Below are 19,062 nucleotides of genomic sequence, written 5' to 3'. Positions count from 1 at the left end.
AACGCATCTCGAAAGTGCCGGAGATCGATCCGAACGGTTGCCGCTGCCTACTGATTAGACCACGCCGGCGCCGATTCTATTCCCACAAAATTCAGAAATAAGTTACTTCTTTCACACGGAACCTGCTCATTGAGCCTAAAAACAAACCGGTCCGTTCTTTCCGGTGAATTCGAAGTTGCGACATGATGCGGCATGAAGGGAATCCTCAAGTGCGTGGTATTTGTCTGGCGATCGCGTGTTTGTTTTCGCCGTTGTTTGCCGAGGGCCAGGTGAATGTCCGGTTGGGCGGCGGTCCCGCCATGCCCATTGGTGATCTGGCGGACGGAACGGCGTCGGCAGGTCCTTTTCTGCACGGTGGCGTGGCCATACCCGTCGACGAGGGTTACTTCCTGCTGATTGAGGGCCTTCACAGTCGATTCGGTATCAAAGAGGCGGCGTTTTCGCATTCGAATGAGGGGTCGGCTAATGAAGGGCTGGCATCGGATGCCGACAGAACGCTGACGGGCGGCAATGTGGGCCTGATGATTGAGGGGATCGCGGATCCCGTGGGATTCTATGGACATGGGGGTGTGGGATGGGCCAGGGCCACAGGTTGGCCCGACCGCTTCACGGGCCGATCCGATCGCACAGCCGCGGGTGAAGACGCGGACTCCGATACCATCGACCACTCGTTCATGTTCGTGTTCGGCCTGGGGGTCAACCTGACCGTCAGCGACCACGTGAGGTTGTCCCTGGAGGCGAGGTACAACCATGCGCGCAACGTGTTCAATGAAAGCGCCCGGTGGATACCCGTAACCGCCTTCGTGGTGATGCATCTGTAGCACCGAGACGCCAGCGGGAATGAAACGCGGGACGATCTTTAAATACATTGACTTTGTCGGGACGATGCATCACAGTGGGAGACAGTTGCCCGATCGCGGAAAACACCCTGACAAGCGTGGTAAAATGGCATTCGATCAAATGGAACAACGGCGGATCATGGGGCATTTCGCGACCGGCGTGACCGTCGTAACCACCTGCTACGAGGACAGGCCGCAGGGCATGACCGCCAACGCGGTGGCTTCCCTCTCCCTGGATCCCCCGCTCATCCTCGTATCGGTGGACGTCAAGGCCCAGATGAACGCCTGCCTCAAGGCCAGCGACTGCTTCGCCGTCAACATATTGACCGAAGAACACGAAGCGCTGTCCGTGCGGTTCGCAAAGCACGGTCCGAAGGACTTCACAGGCATCGAATACCGGACCGAGGTTACGGGCTCGCCCGTTATCGAACAAGCGCTCGCCTACGTCGACTGCCGGGTCACCAATGTACTGCCGGGCGGAGATCACGACATCTTCATCGGCGAAATCGTAGCGGGTGACGCCGGTGAAGGGCGCCCACTGGTTTTCTACGGCGGCCGGTACGGAAAGCTCTCCGGCTGAACTTTTTGCGGAGCATCCATGCAATACGGTTTCATCATCGACAACAGGAAGTGCATCGGGTGCCACGCCTGCACCGTTGCGTGCAAGGCCGAGCACGAGGTGCCCCTCGGCGTCAACCGGACCTGGGTCAAGTACATCGAGAAAGGGACGTATCCGAACACGTCGAGGCATTTCTCCGTCATGCGGTGCAACCACTGCGAGGACGCCCCCTGCGTGGAGATCTGCCCGGTGACGGCGCTGTACACCCGGAAGGACGGCATCGTCGATTTCGATCCGAGGCGATGCATCGGATGCAAGGGCTGCATGCAGGCCTGTCCCTATGACGCCCTGTACATCGATCCCGATACCCATACGGCGGCCAAGTGCAACTACTGCGCCCACCGTGTGGACATCGGTCTCGAACCCGCCTGCGTGAACGTCTGCCCGGAACACGCCATCATCTCGGGCGACATGGACGATGGATCGACGGAGATCGCCCAGTTGCTCGCGAAGGAACAGGTGACGGTCCGAAAGATCGAGAAGGACACGAAGCCCCGCCTGTACTACATCGACGGCGACAAGGCCTCTTTGACGCCCGGGGAAACCGCGACGTCGGACAACTACATGTGGAGTTCACAGTCAGACGGCGTCGGCCATTTCGCCCGATATATCGAGGAAAGAACCGCCAAGGCGGACCCGGAGGACATGATCCGGCAACTCGGCGGGGCGGGACAGGACGGACAGGTTGGAGGCGGGCAAAATGGCGACGGTGGACAGGTTGGCGGCGTCGCACAGACCGGCGCCGGCGACCGGGCGAGTAACGGCGCCGGCAAAGACGCCGCGGCGCGCCGAGTCTACGACGCGCCGGACAAGGGCGTCCTGTGGGGCAACGACGTGGCGGCCTACGTGTGGACCAAGGCCATCTCGGCCGGGGCCTTCCTCCTTCCCTTCGCGGCGTCGGTCCTCGGGCATGCCGTCGATCCCGTGCTTGCCTGGGCCGGCTGCACCGTGGCCTTGACGTTTCTACTGGCCACGACGATCCTGCTGGTCAGCGACCTGACCCAACCCAAACGCTTTCTCTACGTGCTGCTCCGTCCCCAGTGGAAGTCCTGGCTCGTACTCGGCGGCTACGCCCTGACCCTCTACGGGCTGGCGCTCACGCTCTGGGCCGCGGCCATGTGGACCGGCAGAACCGGGGCAGCCGAAATCATCGGTTGGATCACGGCCGCGCTGGCGGTCGTCACGGCGGTATACACGGCCTTTCTCTTCGCCCAGGCCAAGGGACGGGATTTCTGGCAGAGCCCGACGCTGGTCCTGCACATGCTGCTCCACGCGGTGCTGGCCGGCGCGGCGGTGTTCGCCCTGGTCCTGCTGTTCGGCGCGCCCGGTGAGGCGTGGACCGACTTCCTGCGGACAACGTTGATCGCCGCAGTCATCCTGAACCTGCTGGTGATCGCGTCCGAGATGCTGACGCCCCATCCCACGGCAGACGCCCGGAAAGCCGTGCAGGCCATCGTCCGGGGCAGGTACCGGGGGTATTTCTGGGGGCTCGGTATCGCCATCGGCAATCTTGTTCCTATCGTACTGGCCTGGATCGGCGGTGGTCCGATGCTCGCCGCGGCGGGCGCGGGCGTGCTGATCGGTCTATACGCGACGGAGTACGTCTGGGTCAGGGCGCCGCAGGACATTCCGCTGAGCTGAAAGGTACGGCGTCTTTCTGCGCAGCGCTGACCATCGAGACTGGAATTGACCACATGTCCATGCGCCATAAACCGGGATTGATCGAATCGCTGGCCGAGAAGATCGGCCTGATCCCCAACCTGCACGAAGAGGACGGACCGGATCTCCCGAGTCTGACCGAGGGCGGTGCGCTCACGGACTACCCGCCGCCGGACCAGTGGGACGACTGGGTGGAGTACGAGGCGCAGGACTGGCCGCGGCAGCAGCCCAAACGCTACATGGTGGTGCCCACGGCATGCTTCAACTGCGAAGCCGGATGCGGCATGCTGAGCTACGTGGACAAGGAGACGATGGAGGTCCGCAAGTTCGAGGGCAATCCCTACCACCCGGCCAGCCGGGGACGCAACTGCGCCAAGGGCCCCGCGACCATCAACCAGATCCGCGACACAGACCGCATCCTCTATCCCGTGCGCCGCTCGGGCGCGCGGGGCAGCGGCGAGTGGGAACGGGTGTCCTGGGACGACGCGCTGGACGACATCGCCGGGCGGATCCGAGAACGCCTGCAGCAGGGCGCCAACAACGAGATCGCCTACCACGTGGGCCGGCCCGGCGCCGAAGGCTACATCGACCGCGTGCTCAAGGCCTGGGGCGTGGACGGGCATAACAGCCATACCAACATCTGCTCGTCGGGCGCCCGCTTCGGATACGCCCTCTGGCACTTCTTCGACCGGCCGTCGCCGGACCACGCCAACGCACGGTTCATCCTCCTCATCAGCGCCCACCTGGAATCGGGACACTACTTCAATCCCCACGCCCAGCGCATCATCGAAGGCATGATGAAGGGCGCGAAGCTCGCGGTCATGGACCCGCGGCTGTCCAACACGGCCAGCATGGCCGACCACTGGATGCCCACCTATCCGGGCAGCGAGGCCGCGGTGCTGCTGGCCATGGCCAACGTCATCCTGCAGGACGGCCTCTACGACGCAGCGTTCATGAAAACGTGGGTCAACTGGCAGACCTACCTGGAGAAGGAACACCCGGACGGGCCGCGCACCTTCGAGCGGTTCATCGAAGCGCTCAAGGCCGTATACAGCGAATACACCCCCGAGTTCGCCGAACAGGAGAGCGGCGTGCCGGCGGCGCAGATCGTGGAGATCGCCCGGGAGATCGGCCGAGCGGGGTCGCGGTTCGCCACCCACAACTGGCGCAGCGCGGGCAGCGGCAATGCCGGCGGATGGGCCGTGGCGCGGTGCCTTCATTTCCTGAATGTGCTCACGGGCAGCGTCGGCACAGAGGGCGGGACCTCGCCGAGCGGATGGAACAAGTTCAAGCCCAACGTCTTCGACCATCCCCCGGATCAGAAGTTCTGGAACGAACTCCATTTCCCGAAGGAATACCCCCTCTCCCATTACGAGATGAGCTTTCTCCTGCCCCATTTCCTGAAAGAGGGGCGCGGAAAGCTGGCCGTCTACTTCACGCGCGTATTCAACCCCGTATGGACATACCCCGACGGGTTCACCTGGGTCGAGGCGCTGCGCGACGAGGAGAAGGTGGGGCTTCACGCGGCCCTGACCCCCACGTGGAACGAGACGGCCTATTTCGCCGATTACGTGCTGCCCATGGGTCACGCCAGCGAGCGCCACGACATCATCAGCTACGAGACGCACTCGGGCACCTGGATCGGGTTCCGCCAGCCCGTCCTGCGCGAGGCGCGGCGGCGCATGGGCGATCCGGTGACCTTCACCTACGAAGCCAACCCGGGCGAGGTCTGGGAAGAGGACGAGTTCTGGATCGAGCTATCCTGGCGCATCGATCCCGACGGCAGCCTGGGGATCAGGGACCATTTCATTTCACCCTACCGTCCCGGCGAGAAGATCACCGTCGACGAATACTACCGGTACATCTTCGACCACGTGGACGGGCTGCCCGAGGCCGCCGCGGAAGAAGGGCTGTCCACCCTGGACTACATGCGCAAGTACGGCGCTTTCGAGGTGGAGAAGACGGCCTACGCGAAGCATCTCAAGCAACTGGATAAAGAGACGGCCGCGGGCGCCGAGGTCGATCCGGAGACGAATACCCTGGTCGCCGGCGGCAAGACCGTGGGGGTCATGGTGGACGGGACCCCGCGCGCGGGCTTCCCCACGCCCTCACTCAAGCAGGAATTCTACTCCCAGACCATGGTGGACTGGGGCTGGCCGGAGTACGCCATCCCCACCTACATCAAGAGCCACGTGCACCCCGACGAGCTCGACCGCGAGCAGGGCGAGTTCCCGCTGGTGCCCACCTTCCGGCTGCCCACGCTGATCCACTCGAGATCGGGCAACGCCAAGTGGCTCAACGAGATCTCCAACCGCAACCCCGTGTGGATGCACCGGCAGGACGCCGACCGGATGGGCGTCACCACGGGCGACCTGGTTCGGGTGACCACCGAGATCGGCCATTTCGTGGACCGCGTCTGGGTCACCGAGGCCATGAAACCCGGCGTGGTCGCCTGCTCCCACCACCTGGGCCGCTGGCGGCGCAAGCAGGACGCGGACGGCAACCGCTGGTCGGTCAACCTGGTGGACATCCAGGAAGCTTCCGGCGGCAAGTGGCGCATGAAGGTGATGGACGGGATTCGGCCCTACGAAAGCGCCGACCGCGACTCCTCCCGCATCTTCTGGCGGGATGGCGGCGTGCACCAGAACATCACCTTCCCCGTGCACCCCGATCCGGTGAGCGGCATGCACTGCTGGCACCAGAAGGTCAGGATCGAAAAGGCCCGCGAAGAGGACGCCTACGGGGACGTGATGGTGGATACGGAGAAGTCCTTCGAGGTGTACCGCGAATGGCTCGACCAGACGCGCCCCGCGCCCGGACCTGGCGGACTGCGCCGGCCCCTCTGGCTCAACCGCCCCCTGCGGCCGGCGGAAGAGACCTACTACCTGCCCGAGTAACCCCCGCGTTTCCCTTACGCTTCCAGGAGGGTATTCCGGACGGCGGCGCACACGGCCTCGTCGGCCGCCGGCATGGCGCCGGTCTGGGACGCGACCCAGGCGCCGAGCCGGTTGGCGGCTTCGCTCACGCGTTCAAGCGGCACGCCGCGCAGGTACCCGATGGCCAGGACCGCGGTGAAGGCGTCGCCGGCGCCGATGGTATCCACCACGTCGACCGGCACGCCCGGGTGGGCAACGGTCTCCGACGCGGTGACCAGCAGGCTGCCTTCCGCGCCGCGAGTGACGCAGACGACTTCCAGGTCATAAGCTGCGCGCAGCCGCTTGGCCATGGACTCGAGATCTTCGCCCCCGAGGTCCAGCAGGGGACAGACCGCGTACAGTTCCTCGTCGTTCAACTTGACGATGTGGACACGCTGGAAGGAATCGTGAAGCAGGGCCGCTGAATACCGGTCCTGCCGCAGGTTCACGTCGAAGATACGTAAGGCGGAGGGCCTCAAAGCTTCGAGGAACGCCGTGACCGCACCGATCGAACCAGCCTGGTGACGGGATACCGTCCCGAAGCATACTGCGTCCGCCCGTTTGGCCAGCGCGGCCCAGCCGGGCGTCCACGCCATGTGCTCCCACGCGACATCGCCGTTGATCGTGAAATCGGGCTGCCCGTCCGGTCCGATGGCTACGTCGACCGTTCCGGTGGGATAGACTTCGTCCCGCTGAATCTCGTCGGCGGAAAGGCCGAGACCGGCTATACGGTCCACGGCCCGGTCTCCGAGGCCGTCCCGACCGACCCGGCTCGCTACGATGCCCTCCTCACCCACGAGGGACGCGAAATAGGCGAAGTTCGCCGTGGCACCGCCGAGCTGGGGACCCGAGGGCAGCATGTCCCACAGTAGCTCGCCCAGGCCGACGATGACGCGGCGGCCTGTTGATTCAATATTACGGAAGGGACTGACCGTCCGGCTGATTTTATGCATCCCCGCCTTCGTTGCCGGGATTTGATCGACCGTCAGTCTGAGTCTCTCCACGGTATATCACACCGAGGATCAGACCGAACAGCCCGAATTGGACCAATAGGTAGGCCGTTTCCATCCAGATGAACGCCGACACTTCGGGCACCTTCTGCCTGGCGACGAAGGCGAGCACGTGAGAAGTCCAGAAGAATGCGCCTGCAATGAAAGCGAACTTGATCCCCCGCCGAAATGAGGTGCCCACGGGTTTCAGCATCGGAAACAGGGCGGAGAGCAGCACGCCCTGGAGGACGATGGTGAGCAACCCGAGCAGAAAGTCTGGCTCTCCCTCGAAGTAGCCGAACGATTCATATCTCTCCTGGAAAAGGAGAACATGCCAGCCCACGGCGAGAGAGAAGGTACAGACCGTATAGGCGGCGGTTCCCAGGATCAGCTTCCTGGCGTTAATCATCATGCCTTTTTTTCGAATCCCAGGTTGAGTAGCCAGGGTCTTTTATTTCAGTTCCACCTCGATCGTGCCGAGGGTCGTGTAGCTCATCACGGCCTTGCTGCCGGCGCCCATGCGGGGCGGCGGGAAGACCGTCCCGGTGATCACCACGTCCCCCGCCCGGAGGTATTCGTCGCTGTAGGTGGTCAACTCGTTGGCCAGCCAGGTCAGCGCCTCCAGGGGGTCCACGCCCATGTTCATGGTGGCCAGCGCGGAGGCCCTTTCCTCGCCGTCGATCGCTACCGTCGCGGTTTCCTTCGTGAAATCCATCTCGGAGAGCGGCACGCGCGTCTCACCCAGGATGATGCCCACGTGGAATACGTTGCCCGTGACGTCATGGTCGCGCGTGGACGGATTCTCCTCGGTACCGGCCGTCCACGTGGAAAGCAGCTCGATCACGCCGACCACCGCGGTGACGGCATCGCCGACTTGCTCACGAGTCAAATCGGGACCGGGGAGATCCTGGCCGAGCACGACGGCGAATTCGCCTCCCACGACCGCCGTGTCCGCCACGAAGGACGCGGCTTCCACGGGCGTACCGGGCTCGAACACGTTCGACGCCATGATGTGGCCGTAAATGGGATCCAGCGTGGCCGGGTCCTCGGGCATGCGTGAGAACCCGATCTTCCAGCCGACGCGCTCTTCATTCTTCAGTTTCTCGGCCAGGATGTCCGCCTGGATGTCGTAGGCGGTCTGCCTGTCCAAGTCGGGGAAGTTGACCGCCATGGCCTCGGTGTTGATCTTCTTCCGCTCCGCCTCCAGCAGGTGGGCGACGATGGCGGCCCGGTCCGAGTAGGGCGTCAAGGTCGTGGTGAGGACGTCGGCATCGGCCGCCTTTTCAGCGTCGCCCGCGGTTTCGGACTCGGCCGCGGGCGTTGCCGTTTCCTCTTCCGTGGCCGCGCAGGCCGACAACATGGTCACGAATGCGCTGCTTACAAGTATTGCAATCAGATTCCGGTACATAATGACTCCTGTAAAATAGGTAAACCAGGAAGGATCACTGGAGCATCCCGATGATTGAAAACGCCAGGACAAGGAAAAACGCAGCCGTCAACACCCAGGTCAACCACCGTTTCTCAGGCTGACGTACCCAGCAGAACACGATAAACGAAAAGGAAAGCGCCTGGGCTAAAGTCTCGATGCTCCCGCCGCCGAACTGCGAGCCGAAGGGAATCGTCGTATAGATCAGGCCCTCTATGGAACCCGGTGCCGGACCGAACGTACTCAACATCCCCAGCACGACCAGGACCGCCCAGATGGTCAGCCAGCCGTATGCCCGGCCGAAGTATTCGCGGCGCAGCAGGTAGAACACCACACCGAACAACACGCCACGTATGGGCTGAAAGAGCGGTCCGGCCATCAGGACCGGATCGTCCATGCGCCGCATGTACACGTTGAAGACCGGTTCTTCCCAGAGCGACTGGTAGTCGAAAAACGCGTAGGCCAGCGCACCGGCGAGGAAATAGGTCACGGTGTGCACGACCGTCGTTTTCGTGACGATTGCCGCCAGCGTCCATTGAGCGGCTTGAACCATCTTTTGCTCCTGAGACCAGTCCCGATTCCAGGACGGCGGCAACTCCGGACACCTGGACGACGATATGCAGGAGTTTATACATAACATGCCCTCTGTCAAGTCTTTACCCTTGATCTGGAACCGATCGAAAAGTACTATTTCACGCATACCTTTTCGACAAACGTGCCACGACCACGACCCATCAATTCAACCCGCAAGGAGCGATTCATGTCCGCCGACGACCACCTCGTTTCACTGCTCCAGGAACTCGTTTACGCCCGAGGGCCGTCAGGCCAGGAGGACGAGGTGCGGGCGGTCTGCGAACGGGAGTTGCAGTCCCTGTGCGACGAGACCTGGGTCGACGCCGCCGGCAACGTCGTCGGCCTGCTGAAGGGATCCTCGCCAGACGCCCCGGTGATCCGCGTGATGGCCCACCTGGACGAACTGGCCCTGGTCGTCAAGCGCGTCAACGAGGACGGCACGCTCCGGGTCAATCCTCTCGGTGGCATCTATCCCGCCAACTACGGGCAGGGCCCCGTGGAGATCATTGCGGACGACGGCATCGTTCCTGGCGTTCTCTCCGTCGGTCCGCAGCACACGACGGCCGATTCCGCGCGGATCTGGGAGACCAAGGCCAAGGGCGGCAACGTGGCCATGGACTGGAATCACGTGTACGTCTTCACGCGCCGGACGGCGGCGCAGCTGAAGGAGGCGGGCGTGCACGCCGGAACGCGGGTCGTCATCGCCCAATCGCGGCGCGCTTTCTGGGAAATCGAAGACTGCATCGGCGGGTATTTCATGGACAACCGGGCGGCCATCGCCATCGCCTTGGGTGCCGCCGCGCGCATGAAGGACCAGGGCGTCCGGCCCGCGGGCGATGCCTACCTCGTGATGACCACCTGCGAGGAGATCGGCGGCCACGGCGCTTCGTACGCCGCGCGGTCCCTGCCCGGCGAGGTATCCCTGGCCGTGGATTCCGGCCCGGCCTGCGAGGAGTACGGCGTGGCGCTCACGGACGAACCCATCGTGGTCTACGGCGACGGGCGGGGACTCTACGACAAAGCCGTCGCGGACCGCCTGCTGGCGTGCGGACGGGCGCTGGACATGGAGCCCCAGTGCGCGTACTGGCAGAGCTACGCCTCGGACGCCACCATGGCCAAGTCCGTGGGGCAGACGCCCCAGGCCGGCCTCCTGTGCATCCCCACGGAGAACACCCACGGATTCGAGATCATCCCCCGCAACAGCCTGGTCCGGTGCGCCGCCCTGCTGGCGGCCTACCTGCAAAAACCGGAGTAACCGGGAGGAACGGAGCAACTTCATGCCCCTGAAAATCACCAACGTGGAACGCTTCACCGTCACCGTGCCGTTCACGCAGGGACAGCGGCCCATGGCGGAGCGGACGGTATACAACTGGTCCGTCTTCGAACTGTGCAAGGTCACCACCGACGCCGGTCTCGTGGGCTGGGGCGAGACCATCGTCCACTACATCCACTCGCGGGTGACCGACCAGAGCGTGCAGCGCGTCATGGGAAAGAGCCCGGCGGATTTCATGCAGGACGATACGATCGGCGCCGGACTGCAGATGGCTCTTTACGACGTGGTCGGCAAGGCGCTCGAGGTCCCCTGTCACAAGCTGCTGGGCAGCAAGGCGCGGGACTGGGTGCCCATATCCTGGTGGTCCAACGAGGGGCCGCCGGACGACTGGGTCCGCCAGGTCCGGGACGCCGTGGACCACGGGTACACGACCATCAAGCTCAAACAACGGCCCTGGCACGACATCCACGAACAGATGTCGGCGATCGACGCCAACGTGCCGCGCCACTTCCGGGTGGACCTCGACGCCAACGGTTCCATGCACAACGCCGCCGCGGCCATGCCTGTCATGCGCGGCCTGGAGGGGTTCGACATCGTCGCCATGTTCGAGACGCCCATCCCGCAGACCGACCTCCTGGGCAACCGGCAGCTGCGGCAGGTCATCAGCCGCCCCATCGCCATGCATTTCGGTTCTCCACCCTACACCACGGCGATCCGCGAGGCGGTCTGCGACGGTTTCGTCGTCAGCGGCGGCGCCACGCGGGTGAAGTACCAGGGCATCCTCAGCGCGGAGGCCAACATGCCTTTCTGGCTCCAGATGGTCGGCAACGGACTCACCACCACCTGGGCCGCCCATCTCGGCGCCGTGCTCACCCACGCCACCTGGCCCGCCATCACCTGCATCAACCTGTACCGCCACCACCTGCTCAAGCAACCAATCGAGGTCGTGGGCGGTTTCCACCGCGTCCCAGACGGGCCCGGACTGGGCGTCGAAGTGGACGAAGAGGCCATGCACGGGTTCCTCGTCCCGGACGACGTGATGAAGCCCTTTCTCGACCGGGATGAACCCTACGATTTTCCCAGGCCGCGCTTCATCCGCACGGCGGTGTTTCCCGACGGGCATCGCGTCCATTTCGGGAATATCCGCCATGGATGGGAACTGGAGGCCTATACGCCGGGTATCCGAACCGAATACTGGCGGGAGGACGGCACCGCGGAGTTCGAGGACCTGTGGCGCCGCACCCGGGAGTCACCGGTAACCGAGCGTTGATTTGAGTTCGGCGGCATAGCAACGGAGCAGAACCATGAGACTGGCAGACAAGACGGCGATCGTAACGGGCGCGGCCTCGGGCATCGGACGGGGCACCGCGGAGAGGATGGCGCGGGAAGGCGCCCGGGTCGTGGCCGTGGACATCAACGAAGTGGGACTGGAACAGACCGTCGAATCGATCCGCCGTGAGGGCTGGGCGGCCACAGCCTGCGTCGCCGACGTGAGCCGGGACGAACAGGTCGGGCACATGGTCCAGAGCGCGGTCGACACCTACGGCGGACTGCAGATCCTGCACAACAACGCGTACTGGCACGCGCCCGGACCGGTGTGCGACCTTGCGGAAGCCGATTGGGATAGGACGCTCGAAGTGTGCCTGAAAGCAATCTACCTGGGCTGCAAGCACGCCATCCCGGTCATGCGGGAATCCGGAGGAGGCGCCGTCGTCAACACGGCGTCGGTACACAGCCTGGTGGGATTCCGGGACTACGCCGCCTATGACGCGGCCAAGGGCGGGGTCGTCGGGATCACGCGGGCTGTCGCCGTGGATTACGGACCCGATATCCGCAGCAACGCCGTGCTGCCCGGCGCCATATTGACCAATGCCTGGGACGGCCTAGACGAGTCGGTACGCAGGCCCTACATCGACCGGCCGCCCATGAAACGGCTGGGCCTTCCGGAAGACATCGCGTCCGCCGTGGTGTTTCTCGCGTCCGACGAGGCGTCCTTCATCACCGGCGCCAGCCTCGTGGTCGACGGCGGACTGACCATCGTCGGGGACGCGTAGCGTTTCCGGCACGGACACGTCGCATTGCGCACTTTCCTGCGAGAATCGCGTGAACCGATCCGACTGATTCGTATGATGCGAGGTGTCAGGAACGGTACGGACGATCCGGTGCGCCGCGGACGATCCGAGTCGCCGCGGACGATCCGGTGCGCCGCGGATGATCCGGTGCGCCGCGAAATGTGATCTGCTGTGCCTTCGTTCCTGGCGTTTATCCCAGTGATCAAGCTGCAACTTTCCGAAAAAAATGAGCGTTTCCGATACATCGAAACCATCGGCCCAGGATACGGTACCCGCCTTTCATCCCACCTCGGGAAGCGTGAACCAGGTGTGGCTGCTGGCCTATCCGATCATCCTGGCCAACATGTCCGAAACGCTGCTGGGCGTGGTCGACACGTACATGGTCGGCCAGCTGGGCGTGGCCGAGATCGGCGCCGTGGGTCTCGGATCCATGCTCGCCTGGCTTTTCTACCTTCCGTTCCTGGGGCTGGCGATGGGGTTGAACACCTTCGTCGCCCAGAGCTACGGCGCGGGCAACCGGAAGGACTGCGGGTACATGACGTGGCAGGGACTGTACATGGCCGTGGCCAGCGGCTTGCTGATCCTGCTCGTCATCCCCTTCGTGCCCCTGTTGTTCGACCTCGCGGGACCCTCCGCCGAAGTGCGGCGCCTGGGGATCACCTATCTGCAGTGGCGGCTGATCGACGGTCCGGCCTTCATGGTCGCCATGACCACGGCCAGCTTCTTCCGCGGGATCGGCGATACGAAGACGCCGATGAAGATCGGCATCACCATCAACATCATCAACGTCATCCTGAATTACGGGCTGATCTACGGCCACTTCGGCCTGCCCCGCCTCGAGGTGCAGGGATCGGCCATGGGATCGGCGCTGGCCGGCATACTGGGCGGCGGTATATATATCGTCCTGTACCTGTCCCGGTGGCTCCGTCCCTACGACAACCGGACCGTGCCGCGGCCCCGGTGGCTGGACCAGGTCCGGCTCTTGAAAGTCGGCGCCCCGATCGGCCTGCAACGGTTTCTCGACATCGGCAGCTTCGTCATCTTCGCCGCCATCATCGGAAGGCTGGGAAACGCCCAGCTGGCCGCGAACCAGATCGCCATCCAGCTGATGTCCATCTCCTACATGATCGGCCTGGGCATCGGCATGGCCGCTGCCACCCTCGTGGGGCAGTATATCGGGGCCAAACGTATCGCGCAGGCCGAACGCAGCGCCTACAGCGCCCTGAAACTGGCGATGGGCATCATGGTCTTCGTCGGCCTGGCGTTCCTGTTGTTTCCCGAGCCGCTGGTCAGCCTGTTCAACGACGACCCCGCCGTCATCCGCTACGGCAGGCAGGGACTGCTGTACGCGGCGCTTTTCCAGGCCTTCGACGCCCTCGCGGTCATATTCATCGGTGCCCTGCGCGGCGCCGGCGACACCCGGTGGTCCGCCGTGGCCGCTTTCATCGGCGCCTGGGTGATCTTCCTCCCCCTGACCTATCTGCTCGCCTTCACCCTGGAACTGGACTTCTGGGGCGCATGGCTGAGCGCGACTATCTACATCTGCCTGCTCGGTATCGCCTGCGTCTACCGGTTCCGGCAGGGCGCCTGGAAGAGGATGGTGATATAGCGAGGCGTTTTCCAGCAAGAGAATGGAGTACTGAGTGTCTAACAAAAAGAAATGCCTGATGATCGGTGGCGGCGGCATGGCCGGCGCATGGATACGCCAATTCTATCCAAGGTTCAACGACCGGCACGAAATCGTCGCCCTGGTGGATATCAATACGGATATCCTCCACGATTCCGGGGATTTCCTGGGGCTTCCACGGAGCCGTCGGTACACGGACATGGCATCCGCCTTCGGGGAGGTGGAAGCGGACTACTGCACGATCGTGATCCCACCGGCCGTCCACCGGGACGCCGTAATGCAGGCGGTGGAGCACAAGCTGGACATCCTGAGTGAAAAACCGATTGCCGACACGTGGCCCGCTTGCGTAGATATATACAGGGCGGTCACGGAAACCGGCCTGAAGATGCACGTGATTCAGAACTACCGTTATTCCAGCCGCATGCTGACCATGCGGCAGGTGCTGCGGGACGGAGAACTCGGACAAATCAACCACATCCAGGGCCGCTTTGCCGCGGACTACCGGAAGTACGGCGCCTGGGGCGCCTTCCGCTATGAAATACCGCACACCCTGCTCGTGGAAGGCGCCGTGCATCACTTTGACATGATGCGGAATCTCTCGGGGGGAGACTGCAAGACGATCGCCGGTTGGGAGTGGAACCGGCCGTGGAGCACCTTCCAGGGGGATTGCTGTGCCATGTACGTGATGGACATGACCAACGGTGTGAAGGCGGCCTACGAGGGTTCGTGCCTGGGCGCCGCCGAGCAGAACAGCTGGCACCGGGAGTACTACCGGGCCGAATGCGAAGAAGGCGCCGTCGCCATTGGAAGCGACGGGGTCACGCGCATGTACCGGCACACGCCCGGCAAGGGCATGCATGTCGAAGACGTCAGCCCGGTCGTTCCCGAATACGACGGGCACCAGTGGCAGATCAACGAGTTCCTGGAGTGGATTGACGGCGGACCCGCGCCGGATACGCGCCTGGAACACAACATCCGCAGCGTGGCCATGGTCTTCGCCGCCATAGAGGCCTCGTGCAGCAGCCGGTCCGTCGACGTGGAGGAGATGGTCGGGCGGGTGACGGACCCGGTCTGACGTGCCGATGGAAGGCGCAGCCTGAGGGAGGTACGGGTAACACAGCTTATGTCGAATCAGAAACTACCGTTCATCGACGCCTTTTTACGCCTGGAATCCGCCAGCGGCATCCTCCTGATGCTCGCGACCGCGCTGGCCTTGATTTTCGCGAACTCGTTCCTTGAGCCGCTTTACCACTTCCTGCTGAATATCCCGATTCAGATCCACATCGCCGCGCTGGATATCCACAAGCCGCTGCAGCTCTGGATCAACGACGGCCTGATGGCCATCTTCTTCTTCCTCGTCGGCCTGGAACTGAAGCGCGAATTCCTCGAGGGCGAGTTGTCGGACCGGCGGAACATCGTCCTGCCCGGCGTGGGCGCCGTCGGTGGCATGATCGTCCCCGCGTTGATCTATTTCATCTTCAACAGCGGCGATCCTGACGCGTTGCGGGGCTGGGCCGTCCCGGTGGCCACGGATATCGCCTTCGCCCTCGGCGTGCTGGCCCTCCTGGGCTCCCGCGTGCCCATTTCGATCAAGGTCTTCCTCACCTCCCTGGCCATTCTGGACGACATCGGGGCCATCGCGATCATCGCGGTGTTCTACGCGGCGGAAATATCGATACCGGCCCTGCTGGTGGCCGCGGGCTGCGTACTGGTGCTGTTCTTCCTGAACAACAGGAACTGGGTCTCCCACAGCTCCTACATGATGGTCGGCGTAGTATTGTGGATCGCCCTGTTGAAGTCCGGCGTCCACGCGACGCTGGCGGGCGTGATCCTGGCCGTATTCATTCCCATGCAGTCCAGGACCGACCCCGACGTTTCGCCGCTCAAGATCCTGGAGCACGATCTGCATACGGTCGTGGCCTTCGTCATTCTGCCCGTGTTCGCTTTCGCCAACGCCGGGATCAGTTTCGAGGGCATGACGCTCGACCAGGTCCTTCACAACGTTCCCGTCGGTGTGGCGCTGGGCCTGTTCCTGGGTAAGCAGATCGGTATCTTCGGCCTCTGCTGGATGTTTGTCAGATTCAAATGGGCCAGCCTGCCCACGGGCATGACCTGGACGAGCATATATGGAGCCAGCGCCTTGTGTGGCATCGGGTTTACCATGAGCCTCTTCATCGGTTCCCTGGCCTTCGCAGAGATCGACACGTACGGGTTATTCGACGAAAGACTGGGCATCATGGCCGGCTCGCTGCTGTCGGGCGTGCTGGGCTACATCGTCCTGCGTAACTGCCTGCCGCCCACGGAGAAGAAGATCGAGCCTGTTGGGGAAGAGGTCGAGAGGGTGGTGTGAGGTTGAGCGCGGAATTCTACGCATTCTCCAGCGCCTGATCCAGATCGGCGATGATGTCGTCCGGATCTTCCAGTCCCACCGAAACGCGCGCGCCAAAACCGCCATTCTCATCCTCGCCCGAGGGCAGGATCAGCGTCTCCACATCGCCCAGGCTGTACCACGGCTTGCACATCTTTAGCCGACCGATGAAAGTGTCGAGAGAGACGCCGGACCCAAAGAAGAACCGCATCATACCGCCATAGCCTCGAAGATACCCGGTCGCGACCTCGTGTTGGGGATGGGACTGCAGTCCCAGGTAGTCGACCCGAGCGATCTTCTCGTGCCGGTCAAGGTATTCGGCTACCTTCTGGCCGCTGGCGCAGTGCCGTTCCATCCTGAAAGCCAGGGTCTTGAGTCCCCGGTGCACCAGGAAGGCGTTCATGGGCGCCAGCACGCCGCCCATCAGGATGCGCATATAGTGGATCTGCTTCCGGATCTCTTCGTCACAGCCCACAACGATTCCGGACAGCGTGTCTCCGTGACCGGCCATGTATTTGGTCATGGCATGGAGGACCACGTCGGCGCCGTATTGCAGGGGACGCAGCAGGTAGGGGGAGAGAAAGGTGTTATCCACCACGACCAGCGCGCCGGCTTCGTGGGCCATTTCCGTGGCTCGGGCCAGGTCGATGAACTCCATGGAGTGGGCGTACGGTTCGAAATAGACCATCCGGGCGGGCTTTTCCAGCGCTTTTTTCAGGGCGTCCAGGTCGCACAGGTTGACCATCTCGACGTCCACGCCCCATTTCACCGGCAGCACGTCCTGGAACAACATGTGGGTACCGGCGTACACGGTCTCGTGGCAGACCACCCGGTCGCCACTTCGAAGCAGGCCGAACAACGTCTGGCTGACCGCCGACATGCCGCACGAGGTCGCCTGCGCCCACTCCGCGCCTTCGAGGATCCTCACTTGTTCTTCGAGCGCACCGCTGGTGGGACCGCCCGCCTTGTCCAGCCCGCGGCCGTAGGAGTTAGTCCCTTCGTAACCCTCCCGGTAATTGGTGTTCCCCTGGTAGATCGGCACCGCGGACGACGTGCCGTGGTAACCTCCGTGGATGGCGTCCGTGGTGAAATCCCGGTTGTCGGCCGACTGGTAGTCGTCGGCGGCGAATCGCAGTTCGTGGTCGTTGGGCATGGCGGGGAGTCCTCGGAAACAGATCGAGTGGTTGTTGTGTTGGCGTCAAGACCGATGCAGAAACAGTGTAAAAAGGTTCCACGAATCGTTATTATAGTATTGGCATGTCCATATCGTTCAAAGACCGTTTTTATGGTCGAACTGGTAGACTACCACCAGGAGTAAAACATGCCTGCCGCTTTTATTCCCCCTATTCATCCCGGTGAGATCCTTAAGGAAGAGTTTCTCGAACCACTAGGTTTGAGTCAGTATCGTGTTGCCGTGGATATATCCGTTTCCCCGCGCCGTATAAACGAGATCGTGCACGGCAAACGCGCCATTTCGGCCGACACGGCTTTACGGCTGGCTCGCTATTTCGGAACTACGGATCGATTCTGGCTGAATCTGCAGACCCACTATGACCTGGAGTTGCAGAAGGATCGGCTGGGAGAACGATTGGAGACAGAAGTACGCGTGCTGAACCGATCGAACTGAAAGCGTGCAGACCCCATGTCCCAGCTTCCTGCAATCCTTCCAGGACTACTCACCGAAGCCGGGCACGGCTGTAATTCCATCCAATCTGTCGAGCCACTCCATTCCGGAGTAACCAACCGAACTTCCCTCGTAAAACTCCGGGACGACACACGCTACATCCTCCGCGAATACGAGTGGCCTTACGATACGAAAGACGACCTGCAAAGGGTCGAAAAAGAACTGTATTTACACGACCTGCTTCGGAAGCATGACGTACCTGTGCCGGCCATTCTCGCACATCGCGATAATGAAGGTGGACGTGCCGTGCTAATGGAGTTCAAGCCGGGGCAGTTGCTGGGTAATGTTGTCGATAACCTGACCGATGGACAGCGCGCTCAAGCCTGGCGGGATGTCGGCGCCGCGTTTCGAAAAGTGCATTCCATCCAGCTTCCAGATCATTGTGCGGGATTGATCGTCGGAGAACGCATTCAGCCTTTTGACGGAGGAACCTGGGGTGACTTTCATTACCACCAGGCCGTGCGGCATGCGGAGAGCCTGCTGAAGCGAGACCCGGGACTTCGTTTCGAACTGTCGTCGATGAAGCGGGTACTGAAGCAAGCTGTACCCCGGCTGAACGAAAGACCCCTGGGCCTGCTGCACAACGATCCCCATCCCTGGAACGTGCTGGTTCACGAGGTAGACGGCCGGTGGAGATGTTCCGCCTGGCTCGACTGGGAGTATGCCTGGTCCGGCGATCCGACCTGGGACCTGGCCAGGCTGGAAATCTTCCGGCTGAAGCCGATCGGCCCCACACCGGCCGATTTCTATGAAGGATACGGCAACGCCCCGAAAGATCCGGAATGGTCGATCTACGAACTCTCCATCTACCTTTGGATGGCCAACCAGTACCTGGAAGGGGAGGTGGATGAAGAGCGGGTGCTTATGCCCACCTACAAGGCGGCCATGCAGTACCTGGAAAAGATCGACGACGTGGTGGACAGGATCGGTCGGACGCTCGGAATGCCCTGAATGTTTTTCTGCAAAAACCTGGAAGTTTCCTCTCGTATTTCTTGACATATACTAAACAAATATATAG

At 62.7% G+C, this 19,062-nt stretch carries 17 protein-coding genes; 12 read left to right on the top strand and 5 right to left on the bottom strand.

The annotated features are described in order from the left end of the window. Nucleotides 1-182: 182 nt before the first annotated feature. The 4 genes from F4Z81_04590 to F4Z81_04575 are packed head-to-tail and all read left to right on the top strand — an operon-like array spanning nt 183 to nt 6,014. On the top strand, nt 183-821 hold the full coding sequence (locus F4Z81_04590; GenBank protein ID MXW04332.1) for an outer membrane beta-barrel protein: 639 nt from the start codon (nt 183-185) through the stop codon (nt 819-821). Nucleotides 822-840: 19 nt separating this feature from the next. Further along, complete coding sequence (locus F4Z81_04585; GenBank protein ID MXW04331.1) at nt 841-1,419, top strand: flavin reductase family protein; 579 nt, start codon at nt 841-843, stop codon at nt 1,417-1,419. 18 nt (nt 1,420-1,437) lie between these two features. Next, nucleotides 1,438-3,099: a 4Fe-4S ferredoxin gene (locus F4Z81_04580; GenBank protein MXW04330.1), complete on the top strand. Its 1,662-nt coding sequence runs from the start codon at nt 1,438-1,440 to the stop codon at nt 3,097-3,099. A gap of 53 nt (nt 3,100-3,152) precedes the next feature. Next, nucleotides 3,153-6,014: a molybdopterin-dependent oxidoreductase gene (locus tag F4Z81_04575; protein MXW04329.1), complete on the top strand. Its 2,862-nt coding sequence runs from the start codon at nt 3,153-3,155 to the stop codon at nt 6,012-6,014. Nucleotides 6,015-6,028: 14 nt separating this feature from the next. Here F4Z81_04575 and F4Z81_04570 read toward each other — a convergent pair whose 3' ends face one another. Genes F4Z81_04570 through F4Z81_04555 form a run of 4 tightly spaced genes read right to left on the bottom strand, consistent with a single transcriptional unit; the run spans nt 6,029 to nt 9,000 of the window. Beyond that, nucleotides 6,029-6,985, bottom strand: a complete 957-nt coding sequence (locus F4Z81_04570; GenBank protein ID MXW04328.1) for a carbohydrate kinase — start codon at nt 6,983-6,985, stop codon at nt 6,029-6,031. Beyond that, the gene (locus F4Z81_04565) at nt 6,978-7,433 is read right to left on the bottom strand and encodes a hypothetical protein (GenBank protein ID MXW04327.1); all 456 of its coding nucleotides are present in this window, start codon (nt 7,431-7,433) and stop codon (nt 6,978-6,980) included. Before F4Z81_04565 ends, F4Z81_04570 begins: the two co-directional genes overlap by 8 nt. A 39-nt stretch (nt 7,434-7,472) precedes the next feature. Further along, nucleotides 7,473-8,429: a hypothetical protein gene (locus F4Z81_04560; GenBank protein ID MXW04326.1), complete on the bottom strand. Its 957-nt coding sequence runs from the start codon at nt 8,427-8,429 to the stop codon at nt 7,473-7,475. A gap of 34 nt (nt 8,430-8,463) precedes the next feature. After that, nucleotides 8,464-9,000, bottom strand: coding sequence for a hypothetical protein (locus F4Z81_04555; GenBank protein ID MXW04325.1), 537 nt, complete (start codon nt 8,998-9,000; stop codon nt 8,464-8,466). A 207-nt stretch (nt 9,001-9,207) separates the two neighbouring features. Between F4Z81_04555 and F4Z81_04550 the strand changes: the two genes are divergently transcribed. The 6 genes from F4Z81_04550 (at nt 9,208) to nhaA (ending at nt 16,342) form a co-directional block, all read left to right on the top strand. Beyond that, nucleotides 9,208-10,275 (top strand): peptidase M42, encoded by a 1,068-nt coding sequence (locus F4Z81_04550; protein MXW04324.1) that lies wholly within the window; start codon nt 9,208-9,210, stop codon nt 10,273-10,275. A 28-nt stretch (nt 10,276-10,303) separates the two neighbouring features. Further along, the gene (locus F4Z81_04545) at nt 10,304-11,563 is read left to right on the top strand and encodes an enolase (GenBank protein MXW04323.1); all 1,260 of its coding nucleotides are present in this window, start codon (nt 10,304-10,306) and stop codon (nt 11,561-11,563) included. Nucleotides 11,564-11,597: 34 nt separating this feature from the next. After that, complete coding sequence (locus F4Z81_04540) at nt 11,598-12,347, top strand: SDR family oxidoreductase (protein MXW04322.1); 750 nt, start codon at nt 11,598-11,600, stop codon at nt 12,345-12,347. 244 nt (nt 12,348-12,591) lie between these two features. Continuing rightward, nucleotides 12,592-13,974, top strand: coding sequence for an MATE family efflux transporter (locus F4Z81_04535; GenBank protein MXW04321.1), 1,383 nt, complete (start codon nt 12,592-12,594; stop codon nt 13,972-13,974). Between the two features lie 34 nt (nt 13,975-14,008). Beyond that, nucleotides 14,009-15,067, top strand: a complete 1,059-nt coding sequence (locus F4Z81_04530; GenBank protein MXW04320.1) for a Gfo/Idh/MocA family oxidoreductase — start codon at nt 14,009-14,011, stop codon at nt 15,065-15,067. A gap of 48 nt (nt 15,068-15,115) precedes the next feature. Next, nucleotides 15,116-16,342: a Na+/H+ antiporter NhaA gene (gene nhaA, locus F4Z81_04525; GenBank protein MXW04319.1), complete on the top strand. Its 1,227-nt coding sequence runs from the start codon at nt 15,116-15,118 to the stop codon at nt 16,340-16,342. Nucleotides 16,343-16,358: 16 nt separating this feature from the next. Here the strand turns inward: nhaA and F4Z81_04520 are convergent, their stop codons facing one another. Further along, nucleotides 16,359-17,513, bottom strand: coding sequence for a methionine gamma-lyase (locus F4Z81_04520; GenBank protein MXW04318.1), 1,155 nt, complete (start codon nt 17,511-17,513; stop codon nt 16,359-16,361). Nucleotides 17,514-17,681: 168 nt separating this feature from the next. Between F4Z81_04520 and F4Z81_04515 the strand changes: the two genes are divergently transcribed. Continuing rightward, the gene (locus F4Z81_04515) at nt 17,682-17,987 is read left to right on the top strand and encodes a HigA family addiction module antidote protein (GenBank protein ID MXW04317.1); all 306 of its coding nucleotides are present in this window, start codon (nt 17,682-17,684) and stop codon (nt 17,985-17,987) included. Between the two features lie 15 nt (nt 17,988-18,002). Further along, nucleotides 18,003-18,995 carry an aminoglycoside phosphotransferase family protein gene (locus F4Z81_04510; protein ID MXW04316.1) on the top strand — a complete coding sequence of 331 codons (993 nt, stop codon included), beginning with the start codon at nt 18,003-18,005 and terminating at the stop codon, nt 18,993-18,995. Nucleotides 18,996-19,062: the final 67 nt, after the last annotated feature.

The organism is Gemmatimonadota bacterium, from assembly GCA_009835325.1.
Classification (GTDB): Bacteria; JAAXHH01; JAAXHH01; order JAAXHH01; family JAAXHH01; genus JAAXHH01.
This window is presented reverse-complemented; position numbering and strand designations above follow the sequence as displayed.